General features: G+C 39.3%; 24 protein-coding genes. 7 read left to right on the forward strand and 17 right to left on the reverse strand.

Translation table 11 applies throughout. The features are described from left to right. Positions 1 to 8: 8 nt before the first annotated feature. Together ACQY77_RS04420 and ACQY77_RS04425 are read right to left on the reverse strand one after the other, a co-directional pair. Positions 9 to 1280, reverse strand: a complete 1272-nt coding sequence (locus ACQY77_RS04420) for a M16 family metallopeptidase (protein WP_421939193.1) — start codon at positions 1278 to 1280, stop codon at positions 9 to 11. After that, positions 1273 to 2517 (reverse strand): M16 family metallopeptidase, encoded by a 1245-nt coding sequence (locus ACQY77_RS04425; RefSeq protein WP_421939192.1) that lies wholly within the window; start codon positions 2515 to 2517, stop codon positions 1273 to 1275. The genes ACQY77_RS04420 and ACQY77_RS04425 overlap by 8 nt, the downstream gene beginning before the upstream one ends. Positions 2518 to 2728: 211 nt before the next feature. Between ACQY77_RS04425 and ACQY77_RS04430 the strand changes: the two genes are divergently transcribed. Next, complete coding sequence (locus ACQY77_RS04430) at positions 2729 to 3853, forward strand: CofH family radical SAM protein (protein ID WP_421939191.1); 1125 nt, start codon at positions 2729 to 2731, stop codon at positions 3851 to 3853. 1141 nt (positions 3854 to 4994) lie between these two features. Here ACQY77_RS04430 and ACQY77_RS04435 read toward each other — a convergent pair. The 7 genes from ACQY77_RS04435 to ACQY77_RS04465 form a co-directional block, all read right to left on the reverse strand. Continuing rightward, positions 4995 to 5435: a hypothetical protein gene (locus ACQY77_RS04435; protein WP_421939190.1), complete on the reverse strand. Its 441-nt coding sequence runs from the start codon at positions 5433 to 5435 to the stop codon at positions 4995 to 4997. Continuing rightward, positions 5432 to 5725, reverse strand: coding sequence for a hypothetical protein (locus tag ACQY77_RS04440; RefSeq protein ID WP_421939189.1), 294 nt, complete (start codon positions 5723 to 5725; stop codon positions 5432 to 5434). The genes ACQY77_RS04435 and ACQY77_RS04440 overlap by 4 nt, the downstream gene beginning before the upstream one ends. Before the next feature lie 240 nt (positions 5726 to 5965). Next, complete coding sequence (locus ACQY77_RS04445) at positions 5966 to 6301, reverse strand: hypothetical protein (RefSeq protein WP_421939188.1); 336 nt, start codon at positions 6299 to 6301, stop codon at positions 5966 to 5968. Positions 6302 to 6480: 179 nt separating this feature from the next. Next, on the reverse strand, positions 6481 to 6930 hold the full coding sequence (locus tag ACQY77_RS04450) for a hypothetical protein (RefSeq protein ID WP_421939187.1): 450 nt from the start codon (positions 6928 to 6930) through the stop codon (positions 6481 to 6483). Continuing rightward, positions 6927 to 10583, reverse strand: coding sequence for a fibronectin type III domain-containing protein (locus ACQY77_RS04455; protein ID WP_421939186.1), 3657 nt, complete (start codon positions 10581 to 10583; stop codon positions 6927 to 6929). The genes ACQY77_RS04450 and ACQY77_RS04455 overlap by 4 nt, the downstream gene beginning before the upstream one ends. A 324-nt stretch (positions 10584 to 10907) precedes the next feature. Beyond that, positions 10908 to 11756: a ferritin-like domain-containing protein gene (locus tag ACQY77_RS04460; RefSeq protein ID WP_421939185.1), complete on the reverse strand. Its 849-nt coding sequence runs from the start codon at positions 11754 to 11756 to the stop codon at positions 10908 to 10910. A gap of 18 nt (positions 11757 to 11774) precedes the next feature. Continuing rightward, complete coding sequence (locus ACQY77_RS04465) at positions 11775 to 12497, reverse strand: ferritin-like domain-containing protein (RefSeq protein ID WP_421939184.1); 723 nt, start codon at positions 12495 to 12497, stop codon at positions 11775 to 11777. Between the two features lie 125 nt (positions 12498 to 12622). Between ACQY77_RS04465 and ACQY77_RS04470 the strand changes: the two genes are divergently transcribed. The 5 genes from ACQY77_RS04470 (at position 12623) to ACQY77_RS04490 (ending at position 18677) form a co-directional block, all read left to right on the forward strand. After that, a complete protein-coding gene (locus ACQY77_RS04470; protein WP_421939183.1) occupies positions 12623 to 13408 on the forward strand; it encodes a LytR/AlgR family response regulator transcription factor in 786 nt (261 codons plus the stop codon). Further along, positions 13395 to 16391 (forward strand): ligand-binding sensor domain-containing protein, encoded by a 2997-nt coding sequence (locus ACQY77_RS04475; protein ID WP_421939182.1) that lies wholly within the window; start codon positions 13395 to 13397, stop codon positions 16389 to 16391. Before ACQY77_RS04470 ends, ACQY77_RS04475 begins: the two co-directional genes overlap by 14 nt. Before the next feature lie 250 nt (positions 16392 to 16641). Beyond that, the gene (scpB, locus tag ACQY77_RS04480) at positions 16642 to 17208 is read left to right on the forward strand and encodes an SMC-Scp complex subunit ScpB (RefSeq protein WP_421939181.1); all 567 of its coding nucleotides are present in this window, start codon (positions 16642 to 16644) and stop codon (positions 17206 to 17208) included. A gap of 88 nt (positions 17209 to 17296) precedes the next feature. After that, complete coding sequence (locus tag ACQY77_RS04485; RefSeq protein WP_421939180.1) at positions 17297 to 17485, forward strand: hypothetical protein; 189 nt, start codon at positions 17297 to 17299, stop codon at positions 17483 to 17485. A gap of 73 nt (positions 17486 to 17558) precedes the next feature. Then, the gene (locus ACQY77_RS04490) at positions 17559 to 18677 is read left to right on the forward strand and encodes a GNAT family N-acetyltransferase (protein ID WP_421939179.1); all 1119 of its coding nucleotides are present in this window, start codon (positions 17559 to 17561) and stop codon (positions 18675 to 18677) included. 20 nt (positions 18678 to 18697) lie between these two features. Here ACQY77_RS04490 and ACQY77_RS04495 read toward each other — a convergent pair whose 3' ends face one another. From ACQY77_RS04495 to ACQY77_RS04530, 8 genes are all read right to left on the reverse strand, one after another. Beyond that, entirely contained in the window at positions 18698 to 19636 is a 939-nt protein-coding gene (locus ACQY77_RS04495; RefSeq protein WP_421939178.1) for an EamA family transporter, read from the reverse strand. 4 nt (positions 19637 to 19640) lie between these two features. Then, on the reverse strand, positions 19641 to 20120 hold the full coding sequence (locus ACQY77_RS04500; protein WP_421939177.1) for an Lrp/AsnC family transcriptional regulator: 480 nt from the start codon (positions 20118 to 20120) through the stop codon (positions 19641 to 19643). Positions 20121 to 20351: 231 nt separating this feature from the next. Beyond that, a complete protein-coding gene (locus ACQY77_RS04505) occupies positions 20352 to 20672 on the reverse strand; it encodes a helix-turn-helix domain-containing protein (protein ID WP_421939176.1) in 321 nt (106 codons plus the stop codon). After that, positions 20672 to 22024, reverse strand: a complete 1353-nt coding sequence (locus ACQY77_RS04510) for a UDP-N-acetylmuramate--L-alanine ligase (RefSeq protein ID WP_421939175.1) — start codon at positions 22022 to 22024, stop codon at positions 20672 to 20674. Before ACQY77_RS04510 ends, ACQY77_RS04505 begins: the two co-directional genes overlap by 1 nt. A gap of 105 nt (positions 22025 to 22129) precedes the next feature. Then, on the reverse strand, positions 22130 to 22975 hold the full coding sequence (prmA, locus tag ACQY77_RS04515; protein ID WP_421939174.1) for a 50S ribosomal protein L11 methyltransferase: 846 nt from the start codon (positions 22973 to 22975) through the stop codon (positions 22130 to 22132). Continuing rightward, complete coding sequence (tpiA, locus tag ACQY77_RS04520; protein ID WP_421939173.1) at positions 22975 to 23736, reverse strand: triose-phosphate isomerase; 762 nt, start codon at positions 23734 to 23736, stop codon at positions 22975 to 22977. Before tpiA ends, prmA begins: the two co-directional genes overlap by 1 nt. A 69-nt stretch (positions 23737 to 23805) precedes the next feature. Further along, on the reverse strand, positions 23806 to 24981 hold the full coding sequence (locus ACQY77_RS04525) for a putative sugar nucleotidyl transferase (protein ID WP_421939172.1): 1176 nt from the start codon (positions 24979 to 24981) through the stop codon (positions 23806 to 23808). 72 nt (positions 24982 to 25053) lie between these two features. Further along, on the reverse strand, positions 25054 to 25302 hold the full coding sequence (locus tag ACQY77_RS04530) for a type B 50S ribosomal protein L31 (RefSeq protein ID WP_090883810.1): 249 nt from the start codon (positions 25300 to 25302) through the stop codon (positions 25054 to 25056). 265 nt (positions 25303 to 25567) lie between these two features. Between ACQY77_RS04530 and ACQY77_RS04535 the strand changes: the two genes are divergently transcribed. Further along, positions 25568 to 26881, forward strand: coding sequence for a Gfo/Idh/MocA family protein (locus ACQY77_RS04535; RefSeq protein ID WP_421939171.1), 1314 nt, complete (start codon positions 25568 to 25570; stop codon positions 26879 to 26881). Positions 26882 to 26971 lie beyond the last annotated feature (90 nt).

Here is a 26971-nt window from a genome sequence, read left to right on the forward strand (position 1 = left end):
ATACTACATTATTTCTTACCGATGATGACTTCAGTGAAATCTTCGGTTATAAAATACTTATTAGCCAGCTGCTGAAGTTCTTCGGCAGTGATGGTTTTAACGGTTTGAATATATTTCTGGTAATAATCATACCCTAAACCGGTAAAATAAATATTTTTAAACTTATCTGCATGAGAGAAAACATTTTCCAGGCTTCCTAACATAGAGCCCAGCATGTAATTCCTCACTAAATCAAGTTCTTCCTCCGAGATCAGTTCGTTTTTAATGATTTCGATTTCTTTATAAATTTCTTTCAAGGCATCTGCACAAACATCTGCCCCTACCTCTGTAGCAATAAAGAAATAACCGGCATCATGCAAAGATGAGATACCTGAACCAATGCCATAGGTGTAGCCTTTATCCTCTCTGATATTTGCCATTAACCTCGACCCAAAATATCCGCCCAAAACAGTATTCAAAATCTGTAAACCTGCAAAATCTTCATGTGTACGATTGATGGCTATTTTTCCAATCCTGATTGCAGATTGTAAAGCCTCGGCTTTTTCCCTGTAAATGCTTTGCTTTTCTGTCTCGGCAAAACTGAATTTATTTTTAACCGCATTACTGCTTTCCCAGTTTTGGCCAAATTGCTCATCCAGAAGTTTGAAACTCTCTTCTTCAAACTTACCAGATGCTATAATAGTACAATTATTTGGCGCATAAGCCAACTTAAAGTAAGCTACCAGATCATCTCTTTGAAGCGCATCATAATGCCCGGCCTGAATATCTACACCGTAGGCCGTATTACCAAACAAAGCATGAGCAAACTCTTTCCTTGATAAAACATCGTTCTTTTTCAAGTTTACCTGCAATTTTTGCTTTTGATTTTGGATATAAATATCCAGCTCATGCTGAGGAAACTGGCTATGGCTAATTACGTCCTTTACAATAGGTAAAACTGCAGCCAGATGCTTATTCAAAGTATATAATGTTACACTTGATTGATCCTGAACATATTCGGTTTGAAAGAAAGCACCATAAAAATCAATTTGCTCGGCAATTTCCTTAGCTGTTCTTTGCGCCGTTCCACTGTTTAGCATGGCATTTACAGCGATAGCCTGAAGTGGTTTTTGTAAGTCCCAGTTTACATTACTAAAAATAAATTCTAAACGCACCAGATCCTGTTCGCCAGAATAAACGGTAAAAACAGGAACATTGTTTTGAAGTTTACTTTCAGCTGCCTGAATAAAATTTATGGTAGAAACCTGTTTAAAATCAGGTGCCTGTTGTCTATTAAGCATTTTCTTGTGTTAAATAGTATAATGTTGAAGAAGAATTGTGGGTAAAGGTTTCGTTAGAAATTCGTTGAATATCCTCCGCAGTAACCTTTAAAAATGCCTCAGTTTCTTTATTCAGTAACTGTGCATCGCCTAATAGTTCATAATAGGCTAAGTTCATCGCCTTATCCAGTAAGCTCATTTCAGAGAATACCAATACCGACTCTACCTTATTTTTAACCTTTGTTAGTTCTGTTTCCGGCACTAATTCATTCTTCATCTTTTCGAGTTCTGCCCAGATGGCCTTCTCTGCAACCTCCATTGTAACGCCTTCTACCAATTTCCCTTCAACAATAAACAAACCCGCATCTAAACTACTGGAAATGTAAGCGTTTATATCACTAAATAACTGCTGTTCTTTTAATAAACTGTTGTATAACCGCGATGATTGCCCTCTCGATAAAACATCCGATAACAAATCGAAAGCATAAAAATCAGGACTTAAGCGCTCAGGCATTTTAAAAGCAATATAAATGGCATTTAAAGGCACATTTGCGGTTACTGTTTCTACCCTTGCTTCTGTTTGTACATCTTCTTTCACCAAATTACGTTCGTAACGTACTCCTGCGGGAATTGACCCAAACCACTTTTCCGCAAGGTCTTTAACTTCTTCTGTTTTAACATTTCCACCCACAACCATAATGGCATTTTGAGGGTTGTAATGCTTTTTAAAGAAAGCCTTTACATCTTCCATGGTTGCATTTTCGATATGCGACAGTTCTTTTCCAATGGTTGCCCAACGGTAAGCATGCTTTTTATAAGCCAGGGGACGTAATTTTAACCAAACGTCGCCATAAGGCTGATTTAAATAACGTTGCTTAAATTCTTCGCATACTACATTCCGCTGTGTTTCTAAACTCTTTTCAGAAAAGGCTAAACTCAGCATCCTGTCACTTTCTAACCAAAAAGCAGTTTCAAGGTTTTCGGAAGGCAATGTGATGTAGTAGTTGGTAATATCATTACTGGTGAAAGCATTATTCTCTCCTCCCACGCGTTGTAAGGGCTCATCATAACTGGGAATATTTACCGATCCACCAAACATTAAATGCTCGAAGAGATGGGCAAAACCCGTTTTTTCAGGGTCCTCGTCGCGAGCACCCACATCATATAAAATATTTAGAACAGCCATTGGCGTAGTGGCATCTTCATGCACTAAAACCTTAAGTCCGTTAGCTAACGTAAAACGATTAAAATCTACCATTATCAATTTTTAGAACCGTAAAGATATAATTTTAAGGGTTAAGGTTATGTGACTTAGGTAAAAGCTTTGTAATTTGATGAGATAGATTCAACGCAGTTAATGTTTACCAGATTTTGATATTCCATCTTTATCAAAATCATCCTTTGACAAAACTGACCAAAGAGTGACGACGAACAGCCCATCACTGACTACTTTTATTTATCTTTGTAACATGAATACAGCCGATTTACTGCACAGGGCACTACATTTCGATTTTTTAACACTCGAAGAAGGTGTACATCTTTATCATCATGCAGATACAGCATCATTAATGTTTGTAGCTAATGAATTAAGGAAAATACAAGTTCCCAGTGGTAAAGTTACCTGGCAAATCGATCGTAACGTTAATACAACTAACGTTTGTATTGCTAACTGTAAATTCTGCAACTTCTTTCGCCGACCTGGTCATGATGAGAGTTACATCACTGATATTGAGACTTATAAAGTTAAAATTGAGGAAACTTTTCGCCTGGGAGGAGATCAACTCCTGTTACAGGGTGGGCATCACCCGGATTTAGGGCTCGCTTTCTATGCTGACCTGTTCAAGAAATTAAAAGAATTATATCCTGATTTAAAACTACATGCCTTAGGCCCACCAGAAATTGCTCACGTAGCAAAGCTGGAAGGGATTAGCCATACCGAGGTATTAAAAACTTTAAAAGATGCCGGCATGGATTCGTTACCTGGAGCGGGCGCCGAGATTTTGAATGACAGGGTAAGAAGATTAATATCAAAAGGCAAATGCGGTGGTCAGGAATGGTTAGACGTAATGCGTGCTGCCCATAAACTTGACATTACAACTTCTGCTACCATGATGTTTGGCCATGTAGAAACCATTGAGGAACGTTTTGAACATTTAGTTTGGATCAGACAGGTACAAAGTGAAAAACCTGTAGATGCAAATGGTTTCTTAGCCTTTATTCCATGGCCATTCCAGGATGACGGTACCTTATTAAAACGTTTACGTGGCATTAGCAATACCGTTACCGCTGATGAATACCTGCGTATGATTGCATTGAGCAGAATTATGCTTCCTAACGTGAAGAATATCCAGGCCAGTTGGTTAACTGTTGGAAAAACTACCGCTCAACTGTGTTTACATGCAGGTGCGAATGATTTTGGTTCTATCATGATCGAAGAAAATGTAGTATCGGCCGCTGGTGCTCCTCACCGCTTCACCGCGAATGGAATACAGCAATCTATCCGCGCGGCAGGTTTTGAGCCTCAATTACGCGGTCAAAAATATAACTACAGAGCATTGCCCGAACATTTAGAAGAACAAGTAATTACTTATTAGCATTTACATCATTGGTGGTTAGCATACTATCATTCAGTAGTATATTCTAAATGTGATGGTACAGGTATTAGTGTAGATACGGTCTTAAAGCGTTGTTGAAGCGTGCTTGACTCGTATGTGAAGCGTACATAAAGCGTATATTAAGCGTAGTTGATTCGTAGTTGCGTATAAATCTGTGGCATCTCATGGGCAGAACATTTTGTCAGCCTGAGCCTGTCGAAGGCCCTTTAGTAATTTAAGAATCCATAGTTAATCACCTATTACTTACGCCCGCTCTGGTTAAAATGTTCCACAGGATCACTTAAATCACTTTTAAAAGTACTGTCTCCTGACCGAAGTAAATAACCATACTACTCTCTATTTCAGCGTCATATTAGTTTTGCGAATGCATTCTTTTCAAATAAAATGTTGGGACTTTATTGTAGAGTTATCGACCTTGAGATAGCGAATGCTTAAACGAGAGAGGAAACGGTTAACTCTCGCAAATTTCCACTATAACAAATGTTTCAATAAGTTAGATTGCGTAAATATTATGTAATCGCAATTTTCACATTTTTCAGAATTCATGTAGTGCCTTAATTTATTAAGCATTTCAGGTTTACCATCTTCGAACTCAAACAAACATAAAGAAGTGTACCCTAATGGTATAAAATCAATTTCATACGACGGATTCACTGAAGAATATAACAACTCTATGTTTGTAACCAAATGATTACCGATATCGTTATACAAAAACAAAACATCAAATTTGGTATGAATCTTCACGTTTATTTAGTACGATTTCACAAAAAGAAAAACCTGGTTTTCATTCTCCAAAGAAGGCAGTTTACCTTTTCGCAAATCATTATCGCCAGGAATGTCCACCACGAATAGAGTTGGATCAGATTTGAAGGAGCCACTATCTAGAAGCATTGATTCAAAATTGTCGAACTTTTTCATTTATCATTATACTTTAATGCTCTTTTATAAAATTTTAGAATATCTAAAAATCTCATTTTTGGTGTTTTTGCTTATGCATGTTTTCGGAATTTCATTGAGGACTAGTATATACTAACTGTAATTTAAAATCTATCTTTCTCTACAATCTCAACATTGTTTAAATTAATAACTAGGAGCCATTTCTCCCATCTAAGATAAGATCTTAACTATATTGCAGTTTTTTAATCGCATTGTAGAGTTCTAGTGACGAAAGTAAAAATGGGTTGTTATCCGTACAATGATTAAAAAGTTCTGGAATACCATCCGGAAATTCTACCAGTGCAGTGACGTTCCAATTAGAAGGTACTACACCTAACAATTTCTCGCACCCAAATGCAAAAACAGCCTTAACTGTGGATGTGCATTTTTCGTAGACTTCAATATTTCTATTACTAGTCATCACTTCGAATTTGTGTCCTAACATGATATCAAATGATGAACCTCCAACTCCACATATTACACTGAGTTCATTATATTCAACTTTATTATGCAAATTCTGTATCTTCTCAATTATAGATTGCTCAACTTCAGAATACAACCAAATATATGGGTGTTGATAAATAATTCCGCTTTCACCTACTTTTTCTGTAATAAGTCTTTTCATTTTTTAAGATTTAATTTCATTGCTTCGATATAAAAGACTTCACAGGATAGAATATCCATTTTTTTCGTTTCTTCAATGATTCTTTTTGCATCTTCTATATCATAAATCCTGTTGGGTAAAGTAGTCTTATATAACTTTTCAATTAGTGTTCTTGCATCATCCACCGAAATTTCAAGGTGCACATATTTGTCATAATCCTCAGGCTTAACATTAAAAACAACTTCTAATTCAGTCTTCACCCTCCTGTTAGGCGCAAGCAATTTCAAATCACTTACATCTTTTGGCACCATAATCTGAATGATACCCTGTCTACTGCTGTTTGCTGTTTATTTTCTATAGCAAAAATTGTAGGAAGCGAGTAATTTACTCCCTCTTGAAAATTATACACATTACTTGAAGAGGTACGTAAAGTTATTCATTGCTCTCTTTAGAATAGTCGATACCATCAATAACCCAATAATGATATTCTTCAGGAATCAAATGTAAAAACGGTTCATATTTTCCTTGCCAGTTTCCTATCATCTTATCTTCTAACGCTTGTTCATAATAAGTAGAAAAGAATAACTCATTATCAAAATCAACATATACACAGGAATATTGCGCATAATATCATAAATTAAACCTTTTTCTTCAAGCAATTTATACGCTCTTTTCAATTCGTCGATGTCTATTCTAAACCTTTGAATAAAGTTATAATACTGTTCTTCTAAACTTATTTGTGACACGTCTTTGATCTCTCCATAACTGTCCCACCACTCAACTATCCAATATTCCTTATCGCTGAAATAATATCCTGAATCATTTCCTCTTTTTCCATAAGCAATAATTTTAGATACCCAATTATTATTTTCTAAACTTAACATCATTATTTAACAATTTTAGCAGAGCCTTTAATGTAATTCTCTTCAATAAGCTAATGCCATTTTGATAGCAGTTCAAATGGATTTCCGGTCTGCATAAAATCCACTATTTTAGGTGCATTTTATTCAATATATCTTCAAAAAAAAAACTTGCTGCAAATGAAGACACATAGACAACAAATTGTCTAAATTCCATCATCGAAACAGGCATTTATTTTCATGTATAGCTCTTTAGAAGAAAGTACAAACGTAGCCGACTCTTCATACCTGGAAAAAATATCGGGTATTCCATTAGGAAACTCCATTAAGGCATTTACGCCCCATGTAGATGGAACTTCATTAAGCAAAACTTTATTTCCAAAAGCGAAAACAGCTCGCACAATGGAATCACAATATTCATATCTATCAATATCTTCAGCAAGAAACATAACTTCAAACTGATGGTTTAGTTTGACATCAAAGTATCCACCATCAATACCGCAGATGATATTATGTTTGTCACATTTAATGTTTTTATGCAATTCCAAAATTTTGTTCACAACAGTTGTTTTTTCTCTTGCATGTAAACAGACATATATGTTATCATATAGAAGTCTATTTTCATAAAAACCTTCCCAAAAAATACTTTTCTTCATTTTTTAATATTGTATTCTATGCTCGAATTATAAAACATTTCAGAGGATCTGAGTTTTGTTTTCCTAATCTCATCTATTAATTGCTTAGCCTTCTCATAGCCGTGAATACGACTTGGGATATTTACATTTAATAGATCCTTAACCAACTTTCTTGCATCATCCACCGAAATTTCAAGGTGCACATATTTTTCATAATCCTCAGGCTTAACATTAAAAACAACTTCCAACTCAGTCTTCACCCTCCTGTTAGGCGCAAGCAATTTCAAATCATTTACATCTTTTGGAACTGTAATCTGAATGATACCCTGCCTACTACTGTTTGCTGTTCTATTTTCTACAGCAAAAATTGTAGCAACTATTGGATCGGTTGAGGTGGAAGTTGCGCTACTGTTATAGGAGCTTACATTTCCAGGACTAATCATTCCATCTGGGTCGCGGGTAGTACCTCTAAAAAAAGCTTTGATCCCTTTCTGTTCAAGATCGGCAACTTTGGTATTTTCAGTTACATTATCTAGAAATGACTTTAATTCTTCAGTCCCGATTGCCTTTACGGCAACCTCATCCCCAATCCCCTCAACCTTCTTGCCCCGCTCCCCTAACTCCGCTACAACTTTCTCTACATCAGCCCTTCCGGCCTTTGCCAGGTACTCTTCAAAAGTAATGATTTTCCTGGCCCCATTCACCTCGCCTGCCCCGATGAACATTGCAGCCACGTCTATTACCAGTTTGCCTTGTTTGTAGCGGGCCAGCTCGGTGGTATCTGCCAGCTTGCTCAAATATTCCTTCAACCTTTCAGCGATCGAAGCCATTGCCTTCTTCAGCTTTTCTTCGTTTTCGATAAGCTCCCAAAGCGCCTTTACCGTTGCTTCGGTATCCGCTATAATCTTCTTATTCTGCAGGCAATCGCGGGTATGGGTTTCCAAACGCCTGGCCTTGAATTCGGCAAAGGCTTTTTTTACCTGCTTTTCAATCGCCTCTTCCTTACTGAGCTTGTTGATTTCTGCCTGCAGCTCCCCGTATTCCTTTACATTATCGAGCAAACCCTCACAATCCAGTGAACCTATGGTATAGGCATAGGTAATCGCCGATAGCTTTTCGCTCAGCTCAACCAGGCCTTTTACCTGCCCATAGGCCCCATCGGTTATACCCGCCCTAAACGGGGCATCCAACACACTGTAGTAAAGGGCCGGGGCGGTATTGGAATTCTTCCAGAAACAGTAGGGTACAATCCCCCCATCGTAAGCGGCCCATTTCTCCCTCGCGCATTTTTTAAAGAATTCGGCTATTTTGAGCAGTTTTTCTAACCGGGAGACATATTCCCTGCCCTGTTCTTTGAAAAAACCCTCCAGACAGCCTACACTGAACTGCTCTTTCAGCTTTCCTGCCGAGCGTTCGGGCAGGATAGATGGGGTATTGGGATAGCTTACATTAACCGCATACAGCCTGACCTCACAGCCCAGTTTCTCAAAAAGCAGTACTTCCAGGGTTCCTTCCCCGGGGATCCGGACAGGCTGGAAAGCTTCACCGCCTGGGCTTTTATAGCTTTTTGTTCCACTGTCATAACTGTAGGATTCGCCACTGCGCAGCTTAAAGCCCATCAATGCGCCCGTAACAGTATGGGCAGTATATCGGGTTATCTGTTCGCGGTCCAGATAAATGGCCGATCCATCGGGTGTGGCAAAGGCCGCAACATTTTCTTTATCTGTTGGCTTAGCCCCAATATTAATTACCCAGGAACTGGCCAGCTCCCGCTGTTCTTTTTCATTCGCCTGCCTTTCCCGCTCCCGGGCCTTTTCGGCATAGCTTTTTAGTTTCGTAGCCCCGGCTATCTTTTGCGTATAGCAGTCTACATCTGCGAAATCATGGCCTGGCCCTTTTTTAGGAACGATGGTATTCCCCCCACAGTCTTTCTCGCCTGCCAGCCCGCTATAGCCAGCCGATTTTTCAGCCTGTTCGGCCTTTAGTTCCGCCCTTTCCTGTGCAGTAAGGTAAGGGCTCCCCGCAAGCGCAGCGTAGGCTTCATTCTCTTCTTTCTCCCTTTCCAGGGCTTCTTTTTTATCCCTTTCTGTACCCGAATAGTGCTCCAGGTAATCTGTACGTTTTTTAACCAGGCTTGTGATTTCTGCTACCAGCGTTTTCAGGTCGTCGTAGATCTCCTTCACATCCGCCACCTGAGCCTCCCCCTCCTCATAGCTCGTTTCTACTACCCCATCATAAAGCTGCCTGTCGGTATTGATGCCGATCCCCTTAAACCTCACCTTTACGTTCACCTGCCCCAGCATAGGGATGATCAGGTAACCCTCGCCGCTAAAGCTCCTGCTGCCCGTTACTTTGGTCAGCCGTACGGGGAATTTACCCGTGGTAAACAGTTCGCCGGCTGAGAGCGAGGGGATGGGGTTTTTATTGGCGATACTGATCTCCGGGGCAATCATCCCACAGTTGATGGTTGTCGTGCCGCCAGGGTCGGCAGCGGTTTCGAAGTTCAGTATCGGTGAGTAGCTGGCATTGTCGGCACCTGCAACATAACCTGCTGTGCTGCAAACCGATCCGATGCGGTATTCGTATACCTGGCCGGGTTTGAGCCCCCTTAGCTGCGCTGTTTTTTCCAGCGTACTGATGCGGTACCAGTTGCCCCCGGTTAGGGCAGCCTCTCGGTATTGAAGGGTATAGCCCCCGGCAGGGCTGGCGCCTGTCGGATCCTCCCACTTCAGGATTGCCTGTGTACCGGTAACACCCGCATTGATGGCGGCAGGTGGCTTACAGTCGTTTTGATAGTCGAACCAATAAATTTCGCTGAAACCATGGTTGCGGTAGCTATCGGTCTGCTCCCCTGTTGGGGAACTGGAAATAGCACGCACCCGCCAGGCGTAACGTTTACCCGGCACCAGCTGGGGTTCTGCAGGCCCGAGTAAGAGCGTAGTGGTGGATACGCTAGCCTGGTACAATACCGGGCTGCTTTCAAAGCCTGCCTCGGGGGCTATTTCGGTATCCCAGAGTTCTTTCAGGGTAAACTCATACCGGGTATTGAATGCCGCCGAGGGGCTTCCCATGTTGCGCGGGGTCCACTGGAAGGGGATATTCTGTACTTCCCCGGCGGCGACCCGTTCTGCTTTGCCGGGCAGGTTCAGCAGTGGCGGATCATTCAGGGCCAGGTAGGCCATGGTACAGCTCTTCCGGCTAAGCAGCTGCCCGGTATGGGCCGCTATGGCCTCGAAGCAGAAACTGTACATCCCTTCGGGCAAGCGCCCATCACGGATGTATCCGGCCCGGTCCCAGCCGGAAAAGTCCAGGTTGTCGGGATGGAAATAAGGGGCAAGATCGCCCAGCGAAATCCTTTGCGGAACACCGGCATCGAGGTTAATGGTTGGGTAATCCCCGCCTTCACTGCTCTTAAGTTTTAGCTGTTGCCCTTCAATGTACAGCCGCAGCCGTACCTCCAGCAGCGGCTTTTGCAGGTCGGTGTTGGTGAGTACTACGGCAAAACGTTCGGTCGTTCCGCCATAATATTCATTCATGTGCAGGGGGTACGGGGGCACCAGTACCGGCGTTACCTGTACCGGGTAAACCTGCGCTCTGGCTACCGAAAAAAGGCAAAAAAGGTATAAAAGGAATTTAATGCAAAGGGGGATGCGGAGCGTTTGGTGTTTGGTCATGCTTCATTGGTTCTGCCGTAAGGCCAAAACTGCCGGAACATGGTACAGCTAGGTTAAGGCCCATACGGAATGGTTTAATCGCTGTACGAAAAAGCAAGTAAAAGACATACCCCCTGGGCTGCGCTTAAACTAAACTGGTAAATGGGATGGGAACAGGCTAAAATGCCTTTGGGCTATAACTCCAGGAATGAGTTGATTTAATTCCTATAAAGTAAAGCTATTAGTAGGTTAATTGCAAATTAAAAGTCAAAAAAAAAGGAGTAAAACCTAAGTTCTACTCCCTACCTTAAACAAAACATTACCTAAACAATGTGTATATTTTTCTTAGGTTAACTTTTTAATCGGGATAAATAAATTGGCAATTTTCTTCACATCAGATCCGGTTAAGAATTCGTCAAAGCTTTCTGCCGCGTGCGATTGGGTAACAGCTGTACCATTGATGCCTGTAATTTGAACCCCGGCCTGCGTGGTATTCTGTTCACCGGCATAAACACCATTAGCAGCTGTAACTCCAGTATCATTTCCGTTAGCAGTATAGGCAATCCAGGGTTTTAACCCGCTTGCACCGGTAACATTGGCTGCAACCATCTGACGGATATGTGAAGCATGGCGAGCCTCTACAGAGTGAATTTGTAAAGCGGTGGTTAATACTGCATTCCCTTTCAATATTGGCGCCTGACCTTTATAAGCCCTTACACCGGTATCTTCAAAGGCTAATGCCACTTTTAAAAAGGTTTGATAATTTGTGTGTACATCTGCAAAAGTACCCGTAGCGGTAAAATCGAAATCAGTATACACGTAAGCATCTGGTCCGGTAATCTTCAATGCACCTTTTAATAAATCAACGTGTGCACGTTCATGATCACGAATGGTTGTTATAGCTGTTCTTGGCGCGCCACTAGGAATAATGGCCAGTTTTAAAGCATTATCATAGTAATTGTACTCCAAATACTCAAGCGCCAAAGCAAAGTTTAAAACCTCAGTAACGCTAGCTGGATTGGTTTGACCATATGCTTTTTGAAACATGGAACCCAAAGCTAAAGGAAGCGCTGCCATCGAAATTTTCTTTCCAACGTTGAAAAAATCTTTCATGGCTTTACGGCGCGGGCTTAATCTTTCATAGATTTCACCATCAACTTTTTCAATTTCGTCTAATATATTTAAGATATTCATGATTGTCTGTTTTAAAAATTAAAGATTAATAACATTAATTTTGGTTTTAATATACTTTCCTGCAATGGCCAGAACCTTATCCGGCGTTAATGCCGCATCTAAGCCTCCGGCATTATTTGCACCCAATGCTGTAAGTGAGTTTAAATCTGAAAAAGATCCGTTAGCAATTAAATCTCTGATGTATGCCGCATGACGGGCTTCTACAGAAACTATTTTGCCGGCCAAAACGAGGTAATCAGTAGTGGTAATTCTTACGCCAGCACCATTGTAGGCTGCAACACCTAAATCTTCAAAGGCCTGAGCAGTAGCCAGAACGCTTGTTGAACTGGTGAAATCAATAGACGAGAAATCCACTTCCAAACTTCCAATTGCGGAGGTTCCTAACGCATTTTTGAAAAATTCTCTGTGTGCAATTTCATGAAATTGAATATCCTGAAAGTAAGCTTTTTGAGCGGTGGTAAATGTTGAAGGCGGAGCTGAAGCTACTTTCACGTAAAATGCTGCCTCTAACTGTTCTAGGGCATAAGCATAATTCAGCACACCAAAATCATCTTTAAAATCAAGGGTGGCTCCCATGTTAATATCATTGTAGCCTCTATCCTTTTTACAACCTGCGGCCACTAAAGCTATACCTGCAGCACTAGCACCTGCATATTGAAGAAATGACCTTCTGCCTAGCGAGCCATTCAAGAAACCTGTCTCTTGAATTTCGTTCTGAGTTTCTAGTTCTTTGTTTTTCATAAGTCCTTTTATTTTAGGGGTTTTGATTTCGTTTGATGATACATACGTGACAATTCTCAGGGCGGTTTTTACAGTTTCGATTTTTTTTTACAACCTCTTTTTAATACATTCACCAACCTATTGCCATGAACACACTGAAAGCCATTATAGTTGATGATGAGGAATTTGCACGTTCGTCATTGTTTTTTTTGCTACAACAGAACTGCCCACAGGTAGAAATTACCGGTATCGCCAGGTCTGTTGCCGAAGCAAAAGAAATCCTGGAACACCATGCTGTTAACCTCATATTTTTAGATATTGCCATGCCTGGTGGTAATGGTTTCGAACTCATCCCTGATGCACAGAAACACCATGCAGAAGTTATTTTTACCACGGCTTACGATCAGTATGCACTAAAAGCGATTAAGGCTAATGCGCTCGACTACCTGCTTAAACCCATTGATATAGATGAGCTGAAAACCGCCGTAGATAAGGTGACCCAGCATCTTAAAAGATTTCAAAACCAAACTGGAAATGATGATCGCATCAACAGCCTGGCAGCTACATTATCTAGCCGGTCTGAAATCAAAAAACTAACGCTCCCCTACGGACAGGGCTTTAAAATGATTGATGTAGATGATATTATTTATGTTGAGGCTGATAGCAATTACTCGGTTTTTCATTTAACCAATCAGGACAAGATTACGGTATCGAAAGTACTCCGGGAATTCGAAGAACTTTTGCCGTCAGATCAATTCGTAAGGATTCACAAATCGAGTATAATTAACCTCAACCACCTCAAAGAATACAACTCCAAGAATGGATTGCAGGCACTGCTGAAGAATGGAGAAAGCATCAACATTTCCCGCAGAAGGGCTACAGATTTCTTTGAAAAGATAAAGATATTCACCAAAGCAAATGGCGAACATTAAAACCATATTATCCACAGTTAAACTTTTTCGGTTACCTGCCAAAAAAATTACTGCAGCAATACTTATTGTCTTTGCTTTTCAACTTATTCAAAGCCTAAAATCCTGGTCTCAAACAACCTACCTCCCGCATTACACCTCAAAAAACGGCTTAGCAAGTAACAATTGTTATTATATTTTACAAGATGATAAGGGCTTTATCTGGATTGCAACTGATAATGGATTAAGCCGGTTTGATGGAACCAACTTTCAAAATTTCACCATTGAAGATGGCCTTCCGGATACTCAAATCCTTCAAATGACCGAAGATAAACAAGGGCGGATTTGGTTCTTTGCCTTAAATGGGCAGTTAAGTTATTTGAAAGAGGGAAAATTCTATAATCAAGACAATGATAACCTGTTAAAGAAACTGAATTCGAACACCGTTATTGTTTCATTTTTACAGGATAAACAAGGAAGAATATGGCTGGGTACCAATTCCAATCTGATCATTTGCTGGGATGGAAAATCAGTAAAAAAATATGTTTCCCCTCACGAAAAAGATAAATTTATAAACGCTTTTCTTCATGAAGATGAGCAAGGAAATATTTATGCTTACAGCGATTTAAGCGTTCAGCAATTCAATGGCAAAACTTTTGTTATCAGCCCTTCAAAAGTGCAGCCGCTTTCTTACATGACCGCCGATAACACCAATCGGAAATCCATGTTTTACTTAGACCAAACCGGCTTAAAAGAATTCAGCAAAGGAACCATTAATCACCTGATTTCCATTCCGCAGAATCTGATTAAAAATATGTCTGGCTACTTTTATTATGATCAATCTGCCAAAGAAGTCTGGCTTGCCAATGCAAATGGCGCCTTTGCACTTAATAAAAGTGGAAAAACAGTACAATACCTGCAGGATATATCTGTAAATCAAGCCATAAAAGATAAGAACCAAAACATGTGGTTTGCTACCAATCAGGGGATTTACATGCTGCCCAATGCCAATAACAGGCTATCTATCATCGATGCAGAATCGGGCTTGAGCAGCAATGTTATCAAAAGCATTACCAAAGATGCCAAAAACAGGTTGTGGTTAGGCACAGATGATGCTGTTATCGATATCTTAAGTATTCAAAACTATCAGGTAGAAGAAGTTGGCCTTGATGATTTCAAAAAGTACAAAACCATCAAACAGATCAACTACGACTCTAAAAACCAGTCCATTTACTTTGCTTCAGATTACGGAATGGGCGTGTTTAAAAACATTTACAAAAGCACCGATCAGGTAAGTTATCTCAAAGAAACAAACAACTCCATGTTTGTAATTAAACACTTCAGTTTAAGTGATAACAATAATCACCTGGCACTGGCACTGTCATCAGGAGTAGTATTTTTATCTGATAGAATCAACAAATTCGAGTTCAACTCTTTAAAATACAGGGAGAAAGAAGACTTTTTTAAAGACCGGTCCTACCATGTGTTCTATGATCAGCCGGGAAATCTGTGGTTTTCAAACATCAACGGTCTATCCCAGTTTTCCAACAGCAGGCTAATAAAACACTTTGAAAATAGTCCCTTACTTACCAAGCGGATAAATGACATTCAGCAACTTCCGGATGGAACACTTATTCTGGCCACAGATGGTTATGGATTAATCTTTTACAAAAACAATAAAATAGCCCGGCAAATTACACAGTCCGATGGCCTCACCAATAACATCTGCACCAAAATCTTCATCAAAAACAATGAAATCTGGGTATTGACCAATAAAGGTGTTAATAAAATCACCAATTATCCAAACGATCCCAGTGTGGCCAATTTTGATTATGGAAAAGATTTGCTTAGTGACGACATCAACAATCTTTTTATTGACGATAGCACCGCCTATTTTGCCACCAACAAAGGGCTTATCCTCTTCAAATACAACAATCAAAATATCAGCAAAAATTTGCCCAAGGTTTATGTCACCTCGATTATAAGAGACAAAGAACGTTTACCCGTTGATCAGGATAATTTCGTTTTTGAAACGGGTAACAATACCATTCTCTTCACTTTCAGTGCTGTAGATTTCACCACCAGCGACATCACTTACCGTTATCGTTTAAACGAAAATGCAAACTGGGTAGAAACACGTACACGACGGCTCGATTTTTCGTCTCTCCAGTCTGGAGACTATGTTTTTGAAGTAAGTGCAAAAAGCCAGAATGGTAACTGGGGGCCTTCTGCGAAGATCACTTTCACCATCAAAAAGCATTTCTGGCAAAGTCTCTGGTTTCTGTCTATTCTGATCCTGTTGGTAGCCTATATATTTTATAAGGTTGCCGTTTACATAACCCGAAAACAGAAAGATAAAGAACAACAGCAACTGTTGCTTAAAAATAAAGTGCTAATGCTAGAGCAACAGGCATTACAGGCGATGATGAATCCTCACTTTGTATTTAATGTAATGAACTCTATTCAACACTACATCAATACACAAAATACGGCATCAGCAAATAAAGTATTAACCGGCTTTGCGAGGCTTATTCGTAAAAACCTGGAGATTTGTACCAAAAGCTATATTTCTTTAGAAGAAGAACTGGAATACCTCAACCTTTACTTAAAATTAGAGAAAAACCGCTTTGGCGATAAGTTGAAATACATTTTCAATGTAGATGAAGAAATTGATGAGGAAGAAACATTCATTCCTTCTATGTTGTTGCAACCTTATGTAGAAAATGCCATCTGGCATGGGATTATGCCAAAAGAAACAGGTGGTGAGATACAAATTAACATCCGTTTACAGGATGAGTTCTATTTAAATATTGAAATCATTGATGATGGAATAGGTATAGAGAATTCATTAAGAAATAAAAAAGAATCACATATCAGTAAAGGTATGCAGCTAACCAGGGAACGATTAAATCTTTTAGGGCAAATTGGAGCAAAACCTATACACCTATCTGTTCGGCAAAACAGTACAAATGGTACTACTGTATCCATTTCTATACCGTTAAAATAACAAAATTACCGTTTACTCAATTATTAATACCACTCACTAAATAGGACTTAGTTCGAAAGCGCATTAGCCTTAAACTTGTATCATAATAAACGATAGTGTTTATCAAAACGTTCTTATAGAATTGATATAGATATTTAATAACCTAACCTAAAACTATATCTTAATTCAGGTTTCATTTGTGTGTTGAAAGCGGTCTTGTTTCAAAAAAGCGAGACCGCTTTTTTTTTGCTCAAAAATCATACTTTTGTACATGCCAGAAACACACATTTCGAAACACATCGAAGCCCTTATATTTTCTTCTGTTCAGAGTATCTCCCTTCAGGAAATTATACTCGCTTTAAATACAGTTTTCAGCGCCGAATACGACGAAATATTTGTTTTGAATCACATTGAAATCATCAGAGATAAATATAACCTGGAAGACTCCATCCTTCAATTGGTTCACCTCAATAACGGATACCAGTTTTTAACCAAAAAAGATTATCACGAAACCGTAAATCAACTGCAGCTACACCGCTCCAAGAAGAAACTGAGTCAGGCAGCTATGGAAACATTAGCCATTATTGCTTACAGACAACCGATTACCAAACTGGAGATTGAGCAAATTCGTGGTGTAAACTCTGATTATTCTGTACAAAGACTTTTAGAAAAAGAACTGATCAGTATGGATGGAAAGGCAGAAACGCCCGGCCGGCCTATCCTCTACAGCACCAGTCCAATGTTTATGGATTACTTCGGGCTAAACAATCTTTCTCAATTGCCACAGTTAAAAGACATCGTTAAAGAAGAAAATTCGGTGGGAGAAACAGTTGAATAAATAAATTTATTTTCTTTGATTTCAGATTGTTATTAAAAAAAGTTTTTTTGTATTTTTAAACTATAAAAGCAATTTTTATTTTTGTGTAATGAAAACTCCAAAGAAATCCCCAGCAAAACCGACTACCAAAAAAGAGGTAGAAGAGAATGATGATTTTGAAGATGATGCAGATCTAAAACCTGCTAAAAAATCACAAGATGACGATGATGACGACTTTGATATGCCCTTAGACGATCTTGATAATTTCGACTATGATGATGACGACGACGATTACTAAATATTAAAAAACTTATATATTTGAAAAAGCATCCTACCTTGTGGTTGGATGCTTTTTAATTTTAACAGCTACTATGCAAATTATTCCCGTTGATAATTCCCAGTTAAAAAAAGACTTTCTCCATACAGCAAAAATCATTTACCAAAACGATAAAAACTGGATATGTCCGCTTGATATTGAAGTTGAAAATGTATTTGATCCCTCAAAAAACACCTTTTTCGAGCATGGTGAGTGCACCCGATGGATATTAAAAAATGAAAAAGGTGAACTGATTGGACGTATCGCTGCATTTATCAATGAGAAAAAAGCTTACAATTACGAACAACCAACCGGTGGAATTGGGTTTTTCGAATGCATAAACAATCAGCAGGCCGCCAATTTATTATTTGACACGGCAAAACAATGGCTGGTTGATAAAGGAATGAAAGCCATGGATGGCCCAATAAACTTTGGAGAAAACGATACTTTCTGGGGTTTACTGGTAGAGGGTTTTACGCCGCCTTCTTTCGGGATGAATTATCACCTTCCCTACTACAAATCGCTTTTTGAAGCCTATGGCTTTGAAAAAATGTATGAACAGATTACCAATCACCTGGCAGTAAATAAACCCTTTCCTGAGCGCTTTACCAAAATAGCCAATTGGGTAGCTAAAAAGCCGGGCTACACCTTCGAACACTTTTCTTCCAAGAATGCCGATAAATACATCTCCGATTTAATGGAGATTTACAATGACGCCTGGAAAGATTTTGAAAACTTTGTTCCCATTAAAAAAGAAACACTCCAGGAAAGTTTCAACAGCATGAAACCCATCATGGATGAGAAGCTGATCTGGTTCGCCTATCTCAATGGGGAGCCTGCTTCGTTTGTGGTAATTATTCCAGATGCCAACCAAATGATCAAAGGTTTTAATGGTAAATTAGGTCTGGTAGAAAAATTAAAATTTGCTTACCGCAGATGGGTGGGTGTAAGCAGAATGCGTGCTATCGTAATGGGAACCAAATCGGCCTACCAAAAACATGGTTTAGAATCTGCCCTGTTCATCAAATTAAAAGAATATGTTTTACCGTTAAAACAGTATAATGAACTGGAGTTAAGCTGGGTGGGTGATTTTAACGACAAGATGTTGGCCATCCACGAGGCTACAGGAGCAACTTTTGGTAAAAGACACCTAACGCTTCGTAAAATTTTTTAATCCTGTTAAAAGGCGTAGAATTATGCTTCTACGCCTTTTTTGTATTTAGGCAGATTAATTAACAAAATACTACCCAGTATAACAACCAATCCAATAATCTGTACCAATGTTACCCTTTCATTTGTAAAGGTTACACTTAACAAAACAGCAACTACCGGATTTACATAAGCATAGGTACTTACTTCTGTTGCCGGACGTACTTTAAGCAACCACACATAAGCGCTAAAAGCCGCTATCGAACCAAATAATATCAGATAAGCAATAGATAACCAGGAGTCCAAAGGAATCTTCCACCAGTTCAATGATCCAAATTCAGCGTTAAATATTCCGCCCGGCAAAAAGGCAAAACCTGCTATTAACATTTGCCAGCCGGTATTTACAGAAACTGAACTTCCTGTAGTAGGATTATATTTAGAATACAAGGAACCTCCCGCCCAGGCAATCGGACCTAAGGCCAGCAACACAATCCCGATTAACTGAAATTTACCTTGTGGTGCATTTAAAATTCCTGCCAGTTGCGAACTAAAAAGAAGTACTACCCCTACAAACCCTACTACCAGGCCGGAAAGAATGTATTTATCGCTAAAATTTTCCTTCCATTTCGGTTTATCTAAAATTACAAACCACATGGCCGCAGAGGCAACAACAATGGCTACCAGACCACTTGGAATATATTGTTCAACCCAAATTACAATGCCATTTCCTAAGCCGAGCATTAAAAAACCACTGATTGCGGCAATCTTAATTGTTCTGGTGTTCCAGATACGCTCTCCCTTCAACATACACCAGCTCAACATAAGCAAGCCAGCTACAATGAATCTAAAAGCACCTAAAATAAATGGAGGAAACCCTACCAAAGCTTTTTGAATAAAAAAGTAGGTAGAACCCCAAACAATATATACGATGGCAAAGGCAAGATAAACTGCCCAGGGAGATGTTTTTTTGTTTACACTGGTCATAACTTTATTTTTCAGGGATTACTAAATGAGATTGCTCTTTAACCGTTTCCAGAACAATGGTGGTACGTATAGACGTAATATTCGGTATCTTACTAAAAGAATCCCGCATTAAAGCCATCAACGATGCTGAATCGGCCGTTCTTATTTTAACCAGATAACAATCTTCCCCCGCAATAACATGCACTTCCTGCACGTCTTTAATCTTGGCCAGATCATTGGCAGTATCTGTGCAACCAATACTATGGGAAGCTTTCATCGAAATAAAAGCCAAAAGCTTCAGGTTTACAGCCACAGGATTTATAGTTGCAGTATAACCAGTAATTACGTGCTTCTTTTCAAGCTTTTTTACCCGCTCCAATACTGCAGATGGGGCAAGCCCCAACTCTTGCGCCAATGCCACATTAGAAATCTTAGCATTCTCTTGCATTAAGCGCAAAATAGCCAGATCAATATGATCAAGAGTAATATTATTATCGAATATCATTCTGTAAATCTAAATTAATTCAGAATAATATTCAAAAATACAAATGATAAAATGAATTTAATTTATATAAAAATGACAATGCGAATAGCACGAGCGCTCTGGTCCGTGATTCACAAACCAGTAAACAATACATAATTGAGATAGTAACCCAACCACAGGTCATTTCAGATAGTCTGTGAGCCACAAACCATGGGTTTAGGTTTGAATAGTCAGCACATTACCAACCCTGGGCTACATACCCAACTTATCGTAAAGATCAATAAGTTTTTTGCGGAGTTTATTCAGTTCTTCATCTTTGACCAGAAGTTCAGCTTTGAGAATATTTACCTCTTCAGAAGAAGCTGTTTTGCCAGGGGTTCCGTTGAGTAACTGATCTACTGTAACTTTAAATACTTTGGCAATTTGAAGTAATCTGGAAACATTCAGATCAGTCTGGCCAGTTTCTATTTTACAAAAGGCCGGGGTAGAAATATGGAGCATTTTAGCAGCCTGAGCCTGGCTTAGGCCAAGCTCAATCCTACTCTTTTTAATATTTTCTCCAATATGGCCCATTATCGCTGTAGTTGAGCTGCTAATTCAGGAAGATCGAAACCTGCATAATTACCTGAACTCATAAAAAGCAGATTGGTATCCTGATAGGTCAAACTTAACAGATATGATTTCAACTGGCCCGAATCATTAAAAAATTTCAGGTTTGGATTTGCAAAAGCTTCTCTAACATCATTTTCTGAGAAGGGCTGCATCCTTTTCTGTTCGAAAGATTTGATGTCGATAAATACGATAGCCTCATCAGCCTTATCCATGGCACCTGCATACTCCTTTAGAAAATCTTTATTCAAACTACTAAAAGTGTGCAACTCGATGCAGGCAACCAGCTTACGCTGACTGAACTGGCTTTTTACAGCATCAATGGTTGCTTTTAGTTTAGATGGCGAATGAGCAAAATCTTTGTAAACATTGGTAGATTCATCCGCTGCAATAACCTCTAAACGCTTTGCGGCACCTGTAAATGAGGCAATGGCTTTATTAAATTGCCCGGCAGAAATATCAAGTGCTTCACAAACCAGTTTGGCTGCATTGAGGTTCATCAAATTGTGGTCTCCAAAAACCTTGAGTGATGTTCTGTCTATAGAAAGATAAGTAACCCCATTTTCAATCGAATGTTCCGGTATCCCGTAACCAATGTGTTTTATTGGAGCATCTGAAGCAGCTACAAGTTCACGTAAATCCTGATCTTCGCTGCAATAAATCAATGTACCGTTTTCTTCGATTGTATCAATAAACTTTCCAAATTGTGAAACATAATCAGCATAAGTTGGAAAAACGTTGATATGATCCCATGCAATGCCACTGATCACGGCAACATTGGCTTTGTAAAGATGAAATTTAGGTCTCCTGTCAATCGGTGAAGAAAGATACTCATCCCCCTCAATAATAATAACAGGTGCTTCCCGAGTAAGCTTTACCATTGTTTCAAAACCTGCAAGCTGTGCGCCTACCAGGTAATCAAAATCGCGTCCATAATAATTAAGTACATGAAGAATCATACTGGTAATCGTGGTTTTACCATGGCTTCCACCAATAACTACCCGCAACTTAGACTTACTCTGCTCATAGACGTATTCCGGGTAAGAATATATTTTTAAACCCAATGCCTGTGCCTTCAACAACTCCGGATTATCAATCCTGGCATGCATACCCAAAATTACTGCATCCAAATCTGGGCTAATGCGAGACTCGTCCCAACCCATTTCGCCCGGCAAAAGACCGTACTTATCCAGCCTTGATTTAGCAGGTTCGAAAATAACATCATCCGAACCTGATATCTGATATCCTTTTTTATGGAGCGCGATGGCTAAATTGTGCATAGCACTTCCACCTATTGCAATAAAATGTATACGCATAATAATAAAATGAATAATTAACTGAATTATTGAATGAAGGAATTAGAACATGGTTAAATGGCAATATTTCTTAACGAAAACATGCTATCATTACTTATTCACAATTCAATCATTCTTTTTCTCAAACTGTGCTGCAACCCACTCACCATTCTGTTTATGATCAACGTATTTGATCCCATGTTTAGCACATTCTGCAGTAATTAATCCTAAATCCGGATCCAAATAGAAACCACTAAAAAAGATTTTACCCTCGGGTTTTAGCACTTCCGCATAGCGATGAATTTGATCTAAAAGAATGTTTCGGTTGATATTGGCAAAAATGACATCATACAATTCATTTGGAATTACCTCTTTACTGCCGCAAAGTGCCCTGAGATTATCAACCTGGTTTAAGGTCGCATTCTCCAAAGTACTGTCATAACAAACCTCATCATAATCGATGGCAACAAGTCTTTTCGCACCCAGTTTTGCAGCCAGAATGGCTAAAATAGCGGTACCACAACCCATATCCAACACCTCCTTGTCTTTTAAATCTGCGGCAAGAATATACTGCATCATCATGGTAGTGGTTTGATGGTGCCCAGTACCAAATGACATCTTCGGATCGATTACAATCTCATAAGGGTAAGAAGGCTGAGGCTCATGGAAAGTAGCACGAACGTAGCATACATCATCAATAATCAGCGGACTAAAGTTCTTCTCCCACTCTGCATTCCAATTTTCATCTGCTACATCCTCAAGCTCATAATCAGCTACAAATTCTGAAGCATAGCTACCCAATAAGGCTTTTAGCGCTTCTTCATCAAAATTATCCTTGATTACGAATGCTGTAAAACCATTTTCACTGTCTTCGAAGGTATCAAAACCAAGATCAGCAAGATCACTGATAAGCAGATCTTGCTGATACTCTTCAATATTATTGAATTTGAATATTGCTTTTATATATTGCATTAGCTGTTTAAAGCTTTAATAATGTCTGTAAAATCGCGTGATTTTAACGAAGCACCACCAATCAGGCCACCATCTATATCAGCCTGTGCAAACAAGCTTGCTGCATTGCCTGGGTTACAGCTACCACCATAAAGAATTGTGGTATCATCAGCCACGTTAAAACCATATTTAGCATGAATTTCACTGCGGATAAACGCGTGAATATCCTGTGCCTGCTCTGGTGTTGCAGTTAAGCCAGTACCAATAGCCCAAACCGGCTCATAAGCAATAACAATTTTCTTGAAATCCTCTTCAGTTATACCGAAAAGACCATCTAACAATTGTTTTTTCAAAACTTCGTAATAACTGCCGTTGTTACGCTCATCCAAAGTTTCACCAATACAGAAGATCGGGGTTAAACCATGTGCCAAAGCTGTTTTAGTTTTAGTAGCTAATAATTCATCGCTTTCTGCAAAATATTGTCTGCGTTCTGAGTGACCTAAAATTACGTACTCCACACCTACCGATTTGATCATCTTTGCAGAAACCTCACCTGTGTATGCACCACTTTCTTTATCATGAATATTCTGAGCACCGATTTTAACATCGTTTCCGCCTAACTTCGCTAAACTGTTTAAATGAATAAATGGTGCGCAAATAACAGCTAACTGATCGCCTTTGCGTTCATCTTTAACCATATTTACAATTTCGCTAAACAATGAAATACCTTCATTGTAATCCAAATTCATTTTCCAGTTACCGGCAACTATTTTTTTTCTCATTTTATTTATTCTTTAGCAATTTGTTATCAAATCACTGATTTAGTATTTAGTTTCTTTTCTTTAAACAGCTTAAAACCTTCTGTATTGTTCAGTTAGTTCATAAACTTTAGCAATTATTTCCTTTTCAACCTCATCAAAAGGCAAATCCCTTCTGGCATATACCTTTTCGGCTGTTTCAAACATCTTCTCTATACTGTATACATCAAATCCCTGCGCACCGCCCCAGGCAAAATCCGGAATAAAGTTACGCGGGAATCCTGCACCAAAAATATTGGCACTTACTCCAGCTACCGTTCCGGTATTAAACATAGTGTTAATTCCACACTTCGCGTGATCGGCCATAATTAAACCACAAAACTGCAATCCGGTTTTACGGAAACTTTCAGCCTCGTAATCCCAAAGTTTAACTTCAGCATAATTATTTTTAAGGTTCGAGTTATTGGTATCTGCACCAATGTTACACCATTGCCCTAAAACGGCATTTCCTAAGTAACCTTCGTGTCCCTTTGAAGAGTAACCCCAAATCACAGCATTGTTGATTTCGCCACCAACACGGGTATGCGGACCAATAGTGGTATTGGAATAAATCTTAGCGCCCATTTTGACCGAAGAATCATCACAAAGCGCAAAAGAGCCTCTAATGTTGCAACTTTCCCAAACTTCAGCGTTCTTCCCTAAATAAATTGGGCCCTGAAGACTGTTAAATACTGAACATTCAGCTGTAGCCCCTTCTTCAACAAAAATGTTATCACCTAAAAAAGTATTGGTTTGACTAAGGCTGGCAGAAACCCTCCCCTTGGTCAGCAGCGCAAAATCCTTCTTAAGCTCTACCCCATTATGGGTAAAAATATGATCGGGATAACTGACACTTATAAAATCCTGGCTGTACGCAAAAGTTTTCAAAGATCTCGCCAACTCTAAACTATGGCCAGCCGACTGATCGGCCCTGTAAGCAATGATTAAATCACCTTTAGCTAATGACTCTCCATTCCTCAAGCTGCTAACTGCTTCTAGAAGTGCATCATCCGGACATACAGAACCATTGATAAAAATATCAGCATTAGATTTGGCTGTAAATTTTCTGGAAAGATACTCCTGCGTTATAAAACCAAAATCTGCCTGCAAATGCTTAGCCCATTTTTCGGCAATGGTTAATATTCCTATTCTTAAATCGGCAACAGGCCTAGTAAAGGTAAGCGGACGGAGAGACGTCCAGCTGGAATCATCAAATAGATTGATTGTCATAAGCAACAAAAATAAAAAAAGTCCCGATGCTTTTGGCAAAGGGACTTCAAAAAATGCTTTTTGTTGCTAAAATTATTTCTTAGCGTAACGGTTTTTGAATTTATCGATACGTCCGGCAGTATCAACCAATTTCATTTTACCAGTATAAAAAGGGTGTGAAGTATGAGAAATCTCTAATTTATATAAAGGATACTCATTACCATCTTCCCATTTAATTGTTTCTTTAGTATCTACACATGATTTTGTTAAGAAAGCATAGTCATTAGACATATCTTTGAAAACAACAGGTCTGTAGCTTGATGGGTGCAAATCTTTTTTCATTTGAATATTATTTTATGTTTTTTGTGTGAAAGCATCAAGAACATTTAGTTGCAATTTGCTGGCAACAATGCTTATGACATTTCCTATTTGTCTTTCTACCTCTATTTTAGAGGATGCAAATGTATTAATTTATTTTATAAGTATCAACATCTGTAAAAAAATTAATTTCTCACAAGTGAATTCAAAAAATAAACGTAACTATAACGTTATTAGCCTCATTTTATGATATATTTATTACTTTTAAAAATAACCAAATCATTCCTTTATGAGACGCAGAAAATTTATACAATCTAGCTCCCTCCTATTAGCAAGCACAGGCTTAGCGAGTATTTTACCTTTAAATCTGTTTGCCACAAACAAAAACAAAGCGGCTAAAATACGTATTGGTGCCATAGGGATTAATGGCATGGGCTGGTCAGACCTTACAGCACTACTTAAAGATCCCCGAGCAGAATGTGTTGCCTTATGTGATGTAGACCAAAATGTATTAACCAAAAGAGCTGCTGAGCTGGCTAAAAAAAGTATTACCGTAACCACAACCGGCGATTACAAAAAAATACTCGAAAACAAAGATATAGATGCCGTTGTAATTGGCACTCCAGACCATTGGCATTGCAAAATAATGATTGATGCCCTTGCAGCAGGCAAAGATGTTTATGTAGAAAAGCCAGTGGGTAATTCTATAGCCGAATGCAATGAAATGATTGCTGCCCAGCAAAAATATCAGAAAGTGGTTCAGGTAGGCCAATGGCAACGGAGCCAAAAACACTTTGCGGATGCCATTGCATATGTTCATTCGGGTAAATTAGGTAACATCCGGTTGGTAAAAGCCTGGGCCTACCAGGGATGGATGAAAGCCATACCTACTGTACCGGATAGCCCTGTACCTGAAGGCGTTGACTATAACATGTGGTTGGGTCCGTCCACAAGACATCCTTTTAATAAAAATCGCTTTCATTTCGATTTTCGGTGGTTTTGGGATTATGCGGGAGGCTTAATGACCGATTGGGGCGTACACATGATTGACTATGCCCTGTTGGGAATGAAAGCTTCAGCGCCAAAAAGCATTGTAGCATCAGGCGGAAAGTTTGCCTACCCCGATGATGCATCGGAAACACCCGACACTTTAACCACAATATTTGAATTTGAAGGTTTTAATTTACAATGGGAACATGCTACAGGTATTGATGATGGCCCTTATGGCAGAAACCATGGTGTTGCATTCATTGGAAACAATGGAACACTCGTTCTTAACCGCCAGGGTTGGGAAGTAATTCCCGGAAAAGATGGCGACAAAATTAAAATCGAGGCAGTGCCTTTACAAAAATCGGTGGATAACGGATTGCAATTGCACGCCAAAAATTTCCTGGATGTTATCCAGTCCCGCAAAATGGAAGATCTAAAAGCACCGATACAAGCTGGGGCACATGTAGCCACCGTTTGTCAAATGGGTAATATTGCTTACCGAACAGGAAAAAAAATCTACTGGGATGCAGCCAAAGGTAAATTTACCGATACCGAAGCCAACAAATACCTCGCTGCAGCATATCACAATGGTTACAAAATGCCACGGGCCTGAGGTTAAAAACTCAGAGTATTAGAACCCTGGTTGCCGAGGAATATTTAAAATGCATTGGGGGATTGGGGTAAATGGATAGCCTACTTTAAC

The sequence above is a fragment of the Pedobacter sp. genome (assembly GCF_965279535.1).
Taxonomy (GTDB): Bacteria; Bacteroidota; Bacteroidia; order Sphingobacteriales; family Sphingobacteriaceae; genus Pedobacter.

What these genes read in the sequence shown, in the direction of transcription:
- ACQY77_RS04525 (WP_421939172.1), bottom strand. Translation starts at nt 24,981, where the DNA reads ATGACAATCAATCTATTTGATGATTCCAGCTGGACGTCTCTCCGTCCG.
- ACQY77_RS04450 (WP_421939187.1), bottom strand. Translation starts at nt 6,930, where the DNA reads ATGAAGAAAAGTATTTTTTGGGAAGGTTTTTATGAAAATAGACTTCTA.
- ACQY77_RS04470 (WP_421939183.1), top strand. Translation starts at nt 12,623, where the DNA reads ATGAACACACTGAAAGCCATTATAGTTGATGATGAGGAATTTGCACGT.
- ACQY77_RS04505 (WP_421939176.1), bottom strand. Translation starts at nt 20,672, where the DNA reads ATGGGCCATATTGGAGAAAATATTAAAAAGAGTAGGATTGAGCTTGGC.
- ACQY77_RS04530 (WP_090883810.1), bottom strand. Translation starts at nt 25,302, where the DNA reads ATGAAAAAAGATTTGCACCCATCAAGCTACAGACCTGTTGTTTTCAAA.
- ACQY77_RS04425 (WP_421939192.1), bottom strand. Translation starts at nt 2,517, where the DNA reads ATGGTAGATTTTAATCGTTTTACGTTAGCTAACGGACTTAAGGTTTTA.
- prmA (WP_421939174.1), bottom strand. Translation starts at nt 22,975, where the DNA reads ATGCAATATATAAAAGCAATATTCAAATTCAATAATATTGAAGAGTAT.
- ACQY77_RS04490 (WP_421939179.1), top strand. Translation starts at nt 17,559, where the DNA reads ATGCAAATTATTCCCGTTGATAATTCCCAGTTAAAAAAAGACTTTCTC.
- ACQY77_RS04435 (WP_421939190.1), bottom strand. Translation starts at nt 5,435, where the DNA reads ATGAAAAGACTTATTACAGAAAAAGTAGGTGAAAGCGGAATTATTTAT.
- ACQY77_RS04420 (WP_421939193.1), bottom strand. Translation starts at nt 1,280, where the DNA reads ATGCTTAATAGACAACAGGCACCTGATTTTAAACAGGTTTCTACCATA.
- ACQY77_RS04500 (WP_421939177.1), bottom strand. Translation starts at nt 20,120, where the DNA reads ATGATATTCGATAATAATATTACTCTTGATCATATTGATCTGGCTATT.
- ACQY77_RS04475 (WP_421939182.1), top strand. Translation starts at nt 13,395, where the DNA reads ATGGCGAACATTAAAACCATATTATCCACAGTTAAACTTTTTCGGTTA.
- ACQY77_RS04510 (WP_421939175.1), bottom strand. Translation starts at nt 22,024, where the DNA reads ATGCGTATACATTTTATTGCAATAGGTGGAAGTGCTATGCACAATTTA.
- ACQY77_RS04445 (WP_421939188.1), bottom strand. Translation starts at nt 6,301, where the DNA reads ATGATGTTAAGTTTAGAAAATAATAATTGGGTATCTAAAATTATTGCT.
- ACQY77_RS04430 (WP_421939191.1), top strand. Translation starts at nt 2,729, where the DNA reads ATGAATACAGCCGATTTACTGCACAGGGCACTACATTTCGATTTTTTA.
- ACQY77_RS04440 (WP_421939189.1), bottom strand. Translation starts at nt 5,725, where the DNA reads ATGGTGCCAAAAGATGTAAGTGATTTGAAATTGCTTGCGCCTAACAGG.
- ACQY77_RS04455 (WP_421939186.1), bottom strand. Translation starts at nt 10,583, where the DNA reads ATGACCAAACACCAAACGCTCCGCATCCCCCTTTGCATTAAATTCCTT.
- ACQY77_RS04485 (WP_421939180.1), top strand. Translation starts at nt 17,297, where the DNA reads ATGAAAACTCCAAAGAAATCCCCAGCAAAACCGACTACCAAAAAAGAG.
- ACQY77_RS04495 (WP_421939178.1), bottom strand. Translation starts at nt 19,636, where the DNA reads ATGACCAGTGTAAACAAAAAAACATCTCCCTGGGCAGTTTATCTTGCC.
- tpiA (WP_421939173.1), bottom strand. Translation starts at nt 23,736, where the DNA reads ATGAGAAAAAAAATAGTTGCCGGTAACTGGAAAATGAATTTGGATTAC.
- ACQY77_RS04535 (WP_421939171.1), top strand. Translation starts at nt 25,568, where the DNA reads ATGAGACGCAGAAAATTTATACAATCTAGCTCCCTCCTATTAGCAAGC.
- ACQY77_RS04460 (WP_421939185.1), bottom strand. Translation starts at nt 11,756, where the DNA reads ATGAATATCTTAAATATATTAGACGAAATTGAAAAAGTTGATGGTGAA.
- scpB (WP_421939181.1), top strand. Translation starts at nt 16,642, where the DNA reads ATGCCAGAAACACACATTTCGAAACACATCGAAGCCCTTATATTTTCT.
- ACQY77_RS04465 (WP_421939184.1), bottom strand. Translation starts at nt 12,497, where the DNA reads ATGAAAAACAAAGAACTAGAAACTCAGAACGAAATTCAAGAGACAGGT.